This window comes from Bradyrhizobium sp., from assembly GCF_047605465.1.
In the GTDB taxonomy this organism is placed as follows: Bacteria; Pseudomonadota; Alphaproteobacteria; order Rhizobiales; family Xanthobacteraceae; genus Bradyrhizobium.
This window is the reverse complement of the sequence record NZ_JASGFS010000003.1, coordinates 263,907-277,758: the sequence shown is the minus strand read 5'-3', so window position 1 is coordinate 277,758 and position 13,852 is coordinate 263,907. Positions and strand designations below refer to the sequence as shown.

Annotated in this window: 13 protein-coding genes; all 13 read right to left on the bottom strand. The window is 64.1% G+C overall.

The window, feature by feature from the left end:
* Positions 1-28 precede the first annotated feature (28 nt).
* Entirely contained in the window at positions 29-1,201 is a 1,173-nt protein-coding gene (locus tag QM712_RS05045) for a CaiB/BaiF CoA transferase family protein (protein WP_415021940.1), read from the bottom strand.
* A 19-nt stretch (positions 1,202-1,220) separates the two neighbouring features.
* Positions 1,221-2,663 (bottom strand): aldehyde dehydrogenase, encoded by a 1,443-nt coding sequence (locus QM712_RS05040; RefSeq protein WP_415021939.1) that lies wholly within the window; start codon positions 2,661-2,663, stop codon positions 1,221-1,223.
* Between the two features lie 27 nt (positions 2,664-2,690).
* Positions 2,691-3,383: an ABC transporter ATP-binding protein gene (locus QM712_RS05035; protein ID WP_415022053.1), complete on the bottom strand. Its 693-nt coding sequence runs from the start codon at positions 3,381-3,383 to the stop codon at positions 2,691-2,693.
* 29 nt (positions 3,384-3,412) lie between these two features.
* Positions 3,413-4,192, bottom strand: coding sequence for an ABC transporter ATP-binding protein (locus QM712_RS05030; RefSeq protein WP_415021938.1), 780 nt, complete (start codon positions 4,190-4,192; stop codon positions 3,413-3,415).
* Positions 4,185-5,474: a branched-chain amino acid ABC transporter permease gene (locus tag QM712_RS05025; RefSeq protein ID WP_415022052.1), complete on the bottom strand. Its 1,290-nt coding sequence runs from the start codon at positions 5,472-5,474 to the stop codon at positions 4,185-4,187. The genes QM712_RS05030 and QM712_RS05025 overlap by 8 nt, the downstream gene beginning before the upstream one ends.
* Positions 5,475-5,476: 2 nt before the next feature.
* Positions 5,477-6,421: a branched-chain amino acid ABC transporter permease gene (locus QM712_RS05020; RefSeq protein WP_415021937.1), complete on the bottom strand. Its 945-nt coding sequence runs from the start codon at positions 6,419-6,421 to the stop codon at positions 5,477-5,479.
* 52 nt (positions 6,422-6,473) lie between these two features.
* Complete coding sequence (locus QM712_RS05015) at positions 6,474-7,727, bottom strand: ABC transporter substrate-binding protein (RefSeq protein ID WP_415021936.1); 1,254 nt, start codon at positions 7,725-7,727, stop codon at positions 6,474-6,476.
* Between the two features lie 38 nt (positions 7,728-7,765).
* On the bottom strand, positions 7,766-8,554 hold the full coding sequence (locus QM712_RS05010; RefSeq protein WP_415021935.1) for an SDR family NAD(P)-dependent oxidoreductase: 789 nt from the start codon (positions 8,552-8,554) through the stop codon (positions 7,766-7,768).
* 33 nt (positions 8,555-8,587) lie between these two features.
* Positions 8,588-9,388: an SDR family NAD(P)-dependent oxidoreductase gene (locus QM712_RS05005; protein WP_415021934.1), complete on the bottom strand. Its 801-nt coding sequence runs from the start codon at positions 9,386-9,388 to the stop codon at positions 8,588-8,590.
* Positions 9,385-9,945, bottom strand: coding sequence for a VOC family protein (locus QM712_RS05000; RefSeq protein WP_415021933.1), 561 nt, complete (start codon positions 9,943-9,945; stop codon positions 9,385-9,387). The genes QM712_RS05005 and QM712_RS05000 overlap by 4 nt, the downstream gene beginning before the upstream one ends.
* Positions 9,942-11,636, bottom strand: a complete 1,695-nt coding sequence (locus QM712_RS04995) for a thiamine pyrophosphate-binding protein (protein ID WP_415021932.1) — start codon at positions 11,634-11,636, stop codon at positions 9,942-9,944. The genes QM712_RS05000 and QM712_RS04995 overlap by 4 nt, the downstream gene beginning before the upstream one ends.
* A 70-nt stretch (positions 11,637-11,706) precedes the next feature.
* Positions 11,707-12,918, bottom strand: a complete 1,212-nt coding sequence (locus QM712_RS04990) for an ABC transporter substrate-binding protein (RefSeq protein ID WP_415021931.1) — start codon at positions 12,916-12,918, stop codon at positions 11,707-11,709.
* A 173-nt stretch (positions 12,919-13,091) separates the two neighbouring features.
* Complete coding sequence (locus tag QM712_RS04985) at positions 13,092-13,790, bottom strand: GntR family transcriptional regulator (RefSeq protein WP_415021930.1); 699 nt, start codon at positions 13,788-13,790, stop codon at positions 13,092-13,094.
* Positions 13,791-13,852 lie beyond the last annotated feature (62 nt).

The following is a 13,852-nucleotide window of genomic DNA, read 5'->3' as shown; positions in this document are numbered from 1 at the left end:
GCCTGTCGCGGCCGCTCCCGTTCAACGGTCAGATCGCTCCGGACGCCCTGGCTGCCTCGATCGCAGCCGCGTCCAGCCCAAGCTCTTGCAGTATCTCGTCGGTATGCTCGCCCCGTTCGGGCGCGGCGGTCTCGAACCGGCTGCTGCTGCGCGACATCTGGATCGGCTGACCGATCAGCTCCATCTCACCCAGCAGCCGGTGATTGACGGTGCCTGTCATCGCCAGATGCCTGACTTGCGGATCCGCGAACACCTGATCGATCGCGTAGATCGGGCCGCAGGGAATGCCCTCGCGGTTGAGCCGTTCGATCCAGGCGGCTGACGGTTGCCGGCGGGTTGCTTCGGACAGGATGTCGTTCAGCTCGGCGCGGTGCGCGATCCGTTTCTTCGCGTCGGTGAAACGCTCGTCCGATGCCGCCTCGGGAATATCGAGGATGCCGCACAGACGACGCCACATCACCTCGCCGAAGGGCGCGATGTTGATGTGCCCGTCCGCCGTGGGGAACATGCCCATCGGCGCCATGGTCGGATGATCGTTGCCGGCTTGCCCGGCGACCTCCTTCTCGACCAGCCAACGCGCGCCCTGGAAGTCGAGCAAGGCGATCTGCGCCTGCAACAGCGAGGTCTGGATCCACTGACCCTCGCCGGAACGTTCGCGCTCGAGCAGCGCGATCAGGATGCCGTTCGCGCAGTACATGCCGGCGCCCATGTCGGCAACGGCGATGCCGGCGCGAACCGGCCCCTGCCCTGGCAATCCCGTGATCGACATCAGCCCGGCCATGCCCTGGGCGATCTGATCGAGGCCGGGACGGCTTGCATAGGGTCCATCCTGACCGTAGCCGGAAATGCTGGCATAGACGAGACGCGGATTGACGGCGCGCAGGCTCTCATAGTCGATGCCGAGGCGTTCCTTCACATTGGGCCGGAAGTTCTCGACCACCACGTCGGCGCGCGCGGCGAGCTTGTAGAAGATCGCTCGGCCGCCATCGCTCTTGAGGTTGAGCGCCACGCTGCGCTTGTTGCGATGCAGGTTCTGGAAATCGGAGCTGTGACGCGGACCATCGGTGCCGATATCCTCGGGCAGTTCGACCTTGATGACCTCGGCGCCCCAGTCCGCCAATTGCCGGACCGCCGAAGGACCGGCGCGCACGCGCGTGAGATCGAGCACCCGTATATTGTCGAGAGCCTTGCCGACGGACATGCCCGAACTCCTGCTGGCGTCAGAACGGATAGTGCTGCGGGCCTTCGATCGTGATCCAGCGCAGTTCCGTGAACTCGTTGATCACGGCCTTGCCGCCGAACCTGCCATAGCCGCTCGCCTTGGTGCCGCCGAACGGCATCTGCGCCTCGTCGGCGACGGTCGGACCGTTGATGTGGCAGATGCCGGTCTGGATGCGCCTGGAGACGGTCAGTGCCCGCGTCACGTCGCGGCCGAAGATTGCCGCCGACAAGCCGTATTCGGTGTCGTTCGCGACGCGCACCGCTTCGTCGACGCCGGCAACCCGGATGATCGACTTCACCGGCCCGAACGACTCCTCGCTGTAGATCTTCATCGCGGGCGACACGTGATCGAGCAGTGTCGCCTCCACGACCGTGCCGTTGCGCTTGCCGCCGGCGACAATCTTCGCGCCCTTTGCGACCGCATCCTTGATCAGCTCGTCCATCCGCTCCGCCGGCGCGAGATCGACCAGCGAACCCAGCACGACGTGCCCGCGCGGATCGCCCGCCGGCAATTTCGACGCCTTCGCCGCGAACTTCTCGACGAACGCATCGGCGACCTTGGCATCGACGATGATGCGTTCGGTCGACATGCAGATCTGGCCCTGGTTCATGAAGGCACCGAAGGCGGCCGCATCGACGGCCTGATCGAGATCGGCGTCGTCGAGCACGATGAGCGGCGCCTTGCCGCCGAGCTCAAGCAGCACCGGCTTCAGATGGTCGGCGGCGAGCCTGGCGATGACGCGGCCGACCTTGGTGGAGCCGGTGAAATTGATGCGCCGAACGGCGGGATCCGCGATCAGCGCTTCCACGATCTTCGGCGCATCCTGCGGCGCGTTCGACAGGACGTTGACGACTCCCTTGGGGAAACCGGCGTCGTTCAGCACCTGGCCGATCAGGTGATGCGTGCCCGGACAGGTCTCCGAGGACCGCAGGATGACCGTGTTGCCGCAGGCGAGCGGCGCCGCAATCGCGCGCGTGCCGAGAATGACGGGCGCATTCCAGGGCGCCATGCCGAGCACGACGCCCGCGGGCTGCCGGACCGCCATCGACCAGATGCCCGGCTTGTCCGACGGAATCACTTCGCCGGTGATCTGCGTGGTCAGGGCCGCGGCCTCACGCAGGATGCCCGCGGCGAGATGGACGTTGAAGCCCGCCCACGGCGCTGTCGCGCCGGTTTCCTCGAGCATCAGCTTGATGAAGTCGTTGGTCCGGCTCTCCATCAGGTCGGCGGCCTTGAGCAGCAGCGCACGGCGCACCGACGGACCGGTCTCGGACCAGGTCTCGAAAGCCTTGGCCGCGGCCGCCACCACTTTCCTAGCATCCTCCAGGGTCGCGGCCGGCGCACGCGTCGCGACCTTGCCGGTCATCGGATCCTTGCGCTCGAACATCGCCCCGCCTTCGGCCGAGACGGCGGCGCCGTCGACGATCAATCCAATATCCATTGCGTCACTCCCATTGCTTCCCTGCTGTCAGACCTCGAGCCATTCGCGCCGCATGGCGCTGTTGGCCCTGAGGTCCTCAGGTGACCCTTCGAATACGATGCGGCCATGGCCCATCACGTAGAGCCTGCGGCTCACGTCGAGGGCGATGGTCAGTTTCTGCTCGACCAGCAGCACGGCGGTGCCTCGCTCGGCGATCTTGCGGATCAGCATGCCGACGAGTTCGACCATCATCGGCGCCAGTCCCTCGGTGGGCTCGTCGATCATGATCAGCGCCGGATTGCCCATGAGCGTGCGGCAGATCGTCAGCATCTGCTGCTCGCCACCCGACAGGACACCGGCCGGCGCGTCGGCGCGCTCGCCGAGGCGTGGAAACAGCTCGAACATTTCCGGGATCGTCCAGGGATTCCCGGCTCCGCGCTTTTCACCCATCAGCAGGTTCTCGCGCACGGAAAGATCGCCGAAGACGTCGCGGTTCTCGGGCACGTAGCCGAGACCCTTGCGCGCGATCTGGTAGGGCTGCAGCCCGACCAGCTCCTGGCCCTGGAACAGAACCGAGCCTTGCCGGTCGATATCGCCCATGATCGCCTTGAGCATCGTCGAACGGCCACCGCCGTTGCGGCCGAGCACGCTGACGATCTCGCCCTGGTGAATGTCGATGTCGACACCCTGCAGGATGTGGCTCTTGCCATAGAAGGCATGCAGGGCACGCGTGCTCAGCAACGCGGCCGTATTCAGATCCGGCGCAGCGCTCATTGGTGTTGTTCCTGCGTCACGGCCTTGCCGAGATAGGCTTCCTGCACCTCGGGGTTGGCGCGTATCTCCTGGGGCGTGCCTGTGGCGATGATCTTGCCGTAGACCAGCACCGAAATCCGGTCGGCGATCTCGAAGACGATGGCCATGTCATGCTCGACCATCAGCAACGTCCGGCCCACCGACACCTTCTTGATCAAGGCCAGCGCCCGCTCGCCTTCGCTGTGGCTCATGCCTGCCATGGGCTCGTCGAGCAGGATCACCCCGGAATCGCCTGCGATGGTGATGCCGAGTTCCAGCGCACGCATTTCCGCGTAGGTCAGCGACTCCGCAAGAGTCTCGGCCCGCTCGGCAAGGCCGATATTGTCCAGCACCTCGCCGCAACGCTCGTTGATCGCACGCATCGCCTTCAACCGCGACCATAGCGAGAAGGCCTTCCCCTGCGCGGTAAGCACCGCGCAACGGATGTTCTCGAACACCGTCAGCTTCGGGAACACGTTCGTGATCTGGAAACTGCGGGACAGGCCGAGGCCGTTGACCTCGTAGGGCCGAAGCCCCTCGATCGCCTTCCCGTCGAGTTCGATCGTCCCGCGCGTCGGCATCATCCGCCCGCTGATCAGATTAAACAGCGTCGATTTTCCCGCACCATTCGGGCCGATGATTGCGTGACGCTCACCGCGCCTCACATCGAGATTGACCCCGCGAATGATTTCAGTGGGTCCAAAGCTCTTGTACACGTCGTCGAGGCGCAAGGCGGCCTGGGTTGGAACATCAAGCATGCTGCGCTCCCGCGGTCGCGGCGCCCGCCCTGCTCGCGGGCTTGAGAGAACCATAGCGCAGGCCGAAAAGACCAATTGCGAGACAGGCAACACCAGCAAGCCAGGGCCCGAGCGAGAGCGAATTGAAGGTAACCCCGAAGATCGTTCGATCCGGCCCTTCCGAGCTCTTCAGGCCGATCTGATATCCGAGTTCGACCAGCAGGACCGCGCCGGCGACGGCGAGCAGAAGCGGAATCACGAGCAACAGGCTGCGCGGCGACCGCAGCGCACGGGCGCTCGCCGCGTGCGGATCGAAGAGCGAGGCCACACCGCCGGGCACATACATGACGACGATCACGAAGATGAGGCCGAGATACATCTGCCAGCCTGCCGTGACGTCCGACAACAGGAGCTGCATCAGGCTGATGAGGATCGCCCCGATGATCGGCCCGACGAAGTAACCGGTCCCGCCGATATAGGTCATCAGCACGACCATCGCGGACTGGTTGCCCCCGACGTTGCTGGTCGTCATGATCTCGAAGTTGATGGCGGCAAGCGCGCCCGCAACGCCGGCGAAGAACGCGGCGAGACAGAACGCCAGAAACCGCACCTTCCGCGTGCTGCAGCCGATGAACTCGATGCGTTCCGGGTTCTCGCGCACCGCGCGCATGATCTGCCCGAATGGCGTCCGCGCGATGAAGAAGATCGCGCCGGCGGTGATGAAGCACCACGCGACGATCAGATAATAGACCTGGATCTGCGGGCCGAAGGTGATCCCCCAGAGCGGATAGAGGGTCGACCGGTCGGTCGTGATCCCGGTCTCGCCTCCGAAGAAGCGATTGAGGATGGGTGCGATCGAGGAGACCAACTCGCCGAGACCGAACGAGATCATGGCAAAGATGGTGCCGCCGCGCTTGCTTGCCAGCGAGCCGAACAGGACTCCGAAGACGAGCCCGCCGAGGCCACCCACCAGGGGAATGAGCGGGAGCGGGATCGGCAGCTTCGCGTCGGCGACCACATTCATGACGTGGATCGCGCAGAAGCCGCCGAGCCCGAAGAAGATGGCATGCCCGAACGAAAGCAGGCCGGTCTGCCCGAGGAGGATGTTGTACGACAGGGCGAAGGCCACCCACACGCCGATGATGCAGAGAACGCCGACGGCGGAATCGCTCGAGAGCAAGAGCGGCAGGGCCAGGCAGGCGGCGGCTGCGCCCAGCCAGCCGCCCCAGAGCTGAAGACGCTCCGACGAAGAACGCGACGCAAGCGCTCCGGAACCGGGATGAGGGGCGAGATCGGCGAGCATCGTCACATCCTCCTCCCGAGCAGGCCGGTCGGCTTGAAGATCAGCAACAGGACCATCAGCAAATAGGGCACGACCGGAGCGATCTGCGCGATGGTGACGTGCCACAACTCGTCGAGGATCCATGGCGCGTGCACGATGCCGATTTTCGCCATCACATTCCCGATGGAGATGTTGAGCGCGACCGCGAACGTCTGCACGAGGGCGATCAGAAGCGATGCGATGAGCGCGCCGCCCAGCGATCCCAACCCGCCCACGACGATGATGACAAAGAGGATCGGGCCAAATACGCCTGCCATGGAAGGCTGGGTCACGAAGACCGGACCCGCGATCACGCCGGCAAGCCCGGCGAGGCCACTGCCGAGGCCGAACACGAACATGAAGATCAGCGGCACGTTGTGCCCGAGCATGCCGACCATGCGCGGCTGGGTCAGCGCGGCGCGGACGATCAGGCCAAGGCGTGTTTTCGTCAGCAACAGCAGCAGCAGTCCGAACACCAGCACGGCGACGAGGAGGATGAAGACCCGGAAGGTCGGGTAACTGGTGTTGAACAGCTCGAAGGCCGTCGTGTTCATGGCAGCCGGGATGCGATAGTCGGCAGGCGTCCGGCCCCAGATCATCTGGACGAGTTCCTCGATGATGAAGGCGAGACCGAAGGTGAAGAGCAGCTCGGCGACGTGTCCGTAGGCATGGACCCGCCGCAACCCGTAACGCTCGATCAGGGCGCCGATCACACCGACGGCAAGCGGCGCAATGAACAGGGCGGGCCAGAATCCAAGACTGCGGCTGATCTGGAAGCCGAAATAGGCCCCCAGCATGTAGAAGCTCGCATGCGCGATATTCAGCACGCCCATCATGCTGAATATCAACGTCAGACCGCTGGCCAGCAGAAACAGCAACATGCCGTAAAGCAGGCCGTTGAGGACAGAAAAGGTAATCAGTTGGAGCACAGGCTCGCTTCTCCGAGGCTTGTCGGGATATCGGGGCGGTCGCCCGGGCCGATCACTGCGGGCGCTTCATCTGACACGTCGTCGGGACGACGGTCTCTTCCGCCTTGATCTCGCCGATATGGCGCCAGCCCCAGCCGGTGTTTTCCTCGTCGAACCCCTCGCCCTTCTCGATCGGGCCCAGTGTCGCGACGTAGAGAGGCTGGAACACCTGATGGTCCTCCGCCCGGATCCAGGCCTCGGCGCCCGAGCGCGGCTTGAACTTCATGCCCTCCATCTTGGCGATGATCTTCGTCACATCGAGCGTCTTCAATTCCCTGGCGACCGAGGTGAACACATCCATCGCGTTGACGGAGGCCGGATACATCATGGTCTGCCCCGAGCCGACCACGCCACGGAAGCGCTTTTCTTCCTCCTGATAGGCAGGGAACGGGACGTTCGCGTGCGCCTCGTAGATCTGGTAGACGGAATGGGCCGGAAGGCCGCTCTGACGGACCGCGGTCGGACTGCCGATGCCCTGGGCGAAGAACGTGTACCATTTGACCTTGAGGCCCGCTTCGCCTCCCGCCTTGAGCAGAAGCGCCAGATCCTGACCCCACTCTCCGGTCACCACGGCATCGGCACCCGATGCCTTGATCTTCTCGACGTAGGGCGCGAAATCGTTGATCTTCATCAGAGGCACGAGTTCATCGCCGACGATGGAGACATCAGGCCGCATCGAGGCGAGGTTGGCGCGCATTCCCTTCTGGATGCCCTGACCGGTCGAATAATCGCCGTTGAACAGATAGACCTTCTTGAGGTCCTTCTGCTCCTTGAGGAATTTCGACAGCGCCAGCACCTTCATGTCGGTGTTGGAGGCCCAGCGGATCTGCCAGTAGCTGCATTTTTCGTTCGTCGCCGTCGGGTCGGTCCCGGCGTAATCGAAATAGATCGTCTGCTGGGTCGGGTTGCGCTCGTTGAACTTGTTCAGAAACTCGTTGAGCGCGACACCAGGTGCACCGCCATTGGCGCGCACCAGCAAACGAGCGCCGGAGTCGATTGCCTTCTGGGCCTGGATCGAGGTCTCCTGGGCGTTGAGCTTGTTGTCATATCCCGTGACATCGATCTTGACGCCGTTGATGCCGCCGGCCGCGTTGACCTCTCCGGCCAGGAACTGCCAGGTCTTGAGCCCGACTTCGCCGGTCGTCGCCGCCGGCCCCGACAACGGGTCGATCACGGCCAGCCGGAATGCATCCTCCGCACGTGCGGCGGCAATGGAAAGCGCGGTCAGCGCGGCCACGCAGGCAACTGTCTTCAATGTCTTCGTCATGATGTCCTCCCTTTTGTTGTTTCGATTGCGCGGCCGCTTCAGGCCTGCGTTCCCCCGTCGATCGGAATGATGGCACCCGTCATGTAGCTCGAGGCCGGCGAGGCCAGCAGCAGGGCTAGTCCCTTGATCTCGTCGAGCTCCGCCAGTCGCCCGAGCGGAACGGTCGCGGCGAACATCGCCGCGCCTTCCGCGGTGTGCATGCGACCGTTGCCGATGTTGGTTTTGAACGGTCCGGGCGCGATGCCGTTGACGCGCACATTGTGCGGTCCCAGTTCGAGTGCAGCGACGCGAACGACCTGCGCAATGCCGGCCTTGGCGGCATGATACGCATAGCTCGGCAGAGCGGAGGCGCGCAGGGCGGCGACCGATGACGTCACCACGATCGATCCCTGCCGCTGCGCCTTCATGTGTTTGGCCGCGGCCCGAATGGTCAGGAACGCGCCGTCCAGGTTGACGCGCAGGCAGCTTTCCCAAAGCTCCATCGACGCGGCTTCGGCCGCGCCTTCGGGCTTGCCGTACCCCGGACCGCCGCTGGCACCTGCGTTGGCGAACACGCAATCCAGCCGGCCATATTTTCCGACACAGGCATCGATGATCGCCTTGACCTTTCCGGGCTCCCCCACGTCGGCCACGAAAACGTCCGCCGGCGCACCCGCGCGCGCGATCGTCGCCGCGGCCTTGCCGAGCGCCGCCTCGTCGATGTCGAGCATGACGACACGGGCTCCGTTCGCCGCAACCACCTCGGAGATCGCAAGGCCGAGCCCCGAGGCCGCGCCGGTGACGACGACGACCCGGTCAGAAAGATCGAACAGCTCTGCTGCCTTCATCATAAATTCCTGTCTGTCAGCACGGCCGGCTTGCTAGTCGGCACGACCGAGCAACGCGCCGCCGTCGATGACGATGTGGGTGCCCGTGATGTAGCTGGACGCCGGCGAAGCGAGGAACAGGGCGAGTCCCTGGATCTCCTCCGGCTGTCCGACCCTGTGGATCGGACTTCCGGCCTCGAACCGCTTCTTGAGATCGGGTGTCGTCAGCTGGGTCAGGAATGGACCGGGCAGGATGGCGTTGACGAGGATGTTGTACTTCGCAAGCTCAAGCGCTGACTGCTTGGCGAGATGCGCAACGCCCGCCTTCGAGATCTGGTAGGGCATGCCGACGATGGCGCCGGGACGCACGCCCGCAATCGAAGCCGTCAGGATGATGCGCCCGCTCCTCTGGCGCTTCATGTGCGGCACGGAGGCGCGAAGGGTCGCGAACACGGATGTCAGATTGGTGTCGATGACCTTGTCCCAAAGCCCATCGGGAATGGATTCAATCGCGCCTTCCGGATCGCGCTCGCCGGAGATCGAGAGGAACCCGGGTCCGGCGTCGATCCCAGCATTCGCGAACACGACGTCGAGGCGTCCGGTTCGCGCGACGACCTGATCGACCGCCGACTTCACCGCCTTGCGATCGGTGACGTCGACCGCGATGCCCGCGACTTCGCCGCGCGGGCTCAGCTCGGACACCGTTGCGTCGAGGATGGCGGCATCACGATCCAGCAACGCGACCTTCGCGCCATTGTCGAGCATGGCCTCGGCGAACGCGCGCCCGAGGCCCTTGGCGCCGCCGGTGATGACGACCGACAGGCCGGCGACGTCGAAGAGCTCCTGCGTCTTCACGTCGTCACCCCCGTCTTCAACGACCAGCGCCGGATCGGATCCTTGCCGTCCCAATCCTGTGCCGCGGCGAAGTAGCTGTGGTAGATGCTCTCAAGCGCGTCGGTCGTCTCGATGATCTCGAGCATGCCCGGCAGGTCGCGACTGGTGTCGACATAGACGATGCGCACGCCCCGCGGCGACACGTCCGAGAACACGACCGGATAACCGGCGGCCTCGTAGCGGGCGACGTCGGCGTCAAAATCCTTGGAGCAGATCGCCCAATGATGGAAGCCGTGTCCCTTGACCTTGATAGTCTCCTGATAGACCGACGGCTTGGAATCATGCTGCTCGATCAGCTCGATCATCATGTGGCCGGTGAAAGCGACGGCGAGCGTGAGGCTCATGTCCGTCGGCTCGCCACGATAGAAGCCTTTCGCCGGGACGAACGGCCCGCTGACGAACCACGGCCCGATCCCGAGCGCATCGACATAACGCTTCATCGCACTCTCGATGTCGTCGACCGTATAGGCGGCCTGAACGATGCCGCCGACGGGCTGGCCAAAGGTGAGCTGTTTCATCGCGCAAAGAACTCCATGCTGCCCTTCAGCCGCTCCTTGGCGACCACGAAATCGATGACGGCGGGCTTGCCTGCGGCATTGGCAGCGACCGCCCGTTCCAGCGCAGCTTCGATCTGCTGCGGATCCGACACGCGCTCACCGTGGCAGCCGGAAGCTACGGCGAGGCCGGCGTAGTCGAGGTCCAGCACGAAGTCCGTGGCGATGAAGCGCTCGTTGAAGGCCTGCACCTGAATGTCGCGGATCGAGCCGAGGGCGTGGTCGTTGAAGATGCACCAGGTCACGCCGAGCTTGAGTTCGGCCGCAACCGGGAGGATGTTCATCACCATCTGGAATGAACCGTCGCCGACGAAGCAGACCGCGGGCCGATCGGGATAGACCAGCTTGGCAACCGGGAAGGCCGAGGCCGAGAAGCCCATGCCGTAGAAGCTCGACGGCACGATCGTGGCGCGCGGCTCGTAGATCTTGAAATAGGGATAGGCGCCGCCCATGCCCTGGGCCAGCACACCGACATCGATCGCCACGGTGGTGTTGCGCGGGAATACCCGGCGAATGCGATCGAAAATGCGAACCGGATGAATCGGCTTGGCATCCGAGTTCGCCATGGCTTCGCGCTCGGCTTCCAGTTGAGCACGCCGGCGTGCGAGTTCGTCGAGCCATTCCTTCGACGCGGCTCGTTGCCCGTTGGACTGGCCTTCGATCTCCGCGTTCAAATCGCGAAGGACGAGACGCGCATCGCCGGTAATGCCGATCCCTGCGACCACCGAACGGCCGATCTCGTTGGGATCGATGTCGATCTGGATGTAGGTCGCCGTCGGCGCCGGAAGATAATCCGGCTTCCAGTTGGTCTCCTGTTGCTCGAAACGCGCACCGATGCCGATCACGACATCCGCATTCGGCAGCAGGAACTTCGTCACGTCCTGGCGGTGGTGGCCTATGCCGCCGGCCACCAGTTCGTGATCGTCCGGCAGAATGCCGCGTCCCGCCAGAGTGGTGAGCACGGGGCTTCCGAGCGCCTCGGCAAGCCGGCGCACCTCGGCCGAAGCATCCGCCGCGACGGCGCCGCCGCCCGCAAGGATCAATGGCCGCTTCGCCGCGAGAAGGGCCGCGGCAGCAGCCTTGATGCGCTCGCTGTCACCCCGGACAGCGGCGGGTTTTCCGACCGGCCGATAGTCTCCGAGATCGACCTGCTGGGCGAGCACATCCTGCGGAATATCGATCAGGACGGGTCCGGGCTTGCCGGATCGCGCGATGGTGAAGGCCTGCCGAAGGCTCTCGACGATCAGATCGGGACGATCGACGCGAATGCCCCATTTGGTGATGGCAGCGAAGATCCTGACCTGATCGATTTCCTGGCTCGCCCCGCGATGCGCATTCCTGGTGGCGCCGCGACCTGCGATGATGACCATGGGAAGCGCGCCGACATAGGCTTCGGCGACGCTGGTGACGAGATTGGTCGCGCCCGGCCCGGCCGTCACGCAACACACGCCCGGCTGGCCGGTGAGTTGGGCATAGCCGGCGGCCATGCTGGCGGCATGCTGCTCGTGACGCACCAGGATATGGGAGATCTGCTGCTGGCCGTAGAGCGCGTCGTAGATGCCGATCGTATGGCCACCCGGCATTCCGAAGACGAACTTGACGCCTTCGGCCTTGAGAACGTCCACGACGGCCTGGCCGCCACTCATCATCGTCATTGCTTCGTTCCAGTTGTTGTCATGGTCGGCCGGCAGCCGAGGTCTCGAAGATGGAGCACGGGATGCGGCGCTAGGGCTTTGCCGAACCGGCCTTCACCAGCGGGCAGCCACCCTCTTCGAGCGGGCGGAACGCCTGATCGCCTGGCACCGTGGCGACGACGTTGTAGAGGTCCCATTTGCCCTTGGATTCCTCTGGCTTCTTGACCTGCAGCAGATAGAGGTTGCGCAGCACGCGTCCGTCGATACGCACTTTCCCGTCCTTGGTGGTGAAGTCGTTGATCGGCAGCTCGCGCATCTTGGCCGCAACGGCGTCGGCATCACGGGTGCCGGCAGCATTCACCGCCTTCAGATAATGAAATACGGCGCTGTACGACATCGCCGGATCCCAATCGGGCGGATGCCCGATCTTCTCCTCGAACCGCTTGGACCAGGCGCGCGTCTCGTCGTTCAAATCCCAGTAAAACGGATTCGCCAGGAGGAGCCCGTGCGCCGCCTTCAAGGTGATGCTCTGGACGTGTTCGAGAAACAGCACGTAGGCCGCGAACGTCGCCCCCTTCGACGTCAAGCCGAACTCGACGGCCTGCTTGATCGAATTGACGGTGTCGTCCGACGAGTTCGCCAGGGCGATCACGTTCGGATTGGTCGGCTGAGCCTGCAGCAGGAAGGATGAGAAATCGGATGTGTTCAGCGGAGCGTAGACCGCGCCCAGAACCTTGCCGCCATTGGCTTCGACCACGGCGCCGGTGTCCCGCACGAGGGCACGGCCGAACACGTAGTCGGCGCCCAGGAAGAACCATCGATCCCCACCGCGCTTGATGACGGCCGTGCCCATGACGTGCGCCAGCGAGTAGGTGTCGACCGCCCATTGCGTCGTGTAGACGTCGCATTTCGGACCGGTCACGTCGGAGCTCAACGCGCCGATGAAGAGGGAGATCTTCTTCTTTTCCTTGGCGAGAGACTGCACCGCGAAGGCCACGGCAGAATTGGGAACATCGACCACGGCATCGACGCCTTCGACGTCGTACCAGCGCCGCGCGATGGCGGAGCCGACATCCGGCTTGTTCTGGTGATCGGCAAAAACCAGCTCTGCCTTCTTGCCCAGCACGGGGCCGGCATCCTCGATGGCCATTCGCACTGCTTCGACCGTCTCGCGGCCGCCCGCGACCGCATAGACCGACGACATGTCGTTCATCACGCCGATCTTGATCGGTGCGTCGTCCGCGCGGGCGCATGTCGCCGCCCCCAGCAATGCGCCCGCGAACAATACTTTCAGCAGCCTCATCGAGTTCCTCGTCCTCCCGAAGGCGATCCGTTGGTCGGCGCCATTTGTGATTTGTGATAACAAATCATATTTACCACGACAAGCACCCTCCGCGGTCGCGGAAGCCCGATTTCGTCCTGAGATTGCGTTTTGGGCCACGGACGGGCCCGAGGCCGCACGTCCGCAGGCGTTGGCTACTTGGCCGGCTGCTTGTCGCGGATCAGGGTCGCGATGATGCGGTCGCCACCCTTCGTCAGATCCTCGGTGAGGGCCGCACGCGCGACCTTGGCATCCCCAGCGGCGAGCGCAGCGATAATCCGCTGATGGCCACGCGCGCCTTCCGAGGTCAGATTGATCGGAATGTGATTGAACACCGGGCCGATCTGCAGCCACAGCGACTCGATCATCGAAATCAGCAAGGGGCTCTTCGCTGCTTCGTAAATGGTGAAGTGGAACTCCTGGTTCAGGGTCCAGAACTGTCGCTGCTTGTTCGAGGCGAGCGATTTGATTTTCTCGTGAATGCGCTTGAGGGAGGAGATGCCGTCCGCGTTGATGTGCTGGCAGGCCAGCGCCGCGGCCTCTCCCTCCAGCAGGATGCGCACCCTGCGGATCTCGAGAAACTCGTCGATCGTAATTTCGGGGACGATGACGCGGTGATTGGGCAGCATCTTGAGGGCGCGTTCGACCACCAGCCTGCCGATGGCATCGCGAACGGGCATGAGGCTGACCTGAAGGCCCTGCGCCAGCGCGCGCAGCTTCATTTCCGAGCCGGGAACGAAGCCACCCGACATGATCATCGTGCGGAGTTCGCGGTATACGCGATCATTCAGCGTTTCCCGCTCGACGGCGCGGATCGGATTGTCCAAGACCGCCTTGCTGTCACCCCTAGACATCGAATCGTCGTGCCCAAACCCGTTGAAACGGCTCAATCTAGCAACAGATCGCTCGTTATCAA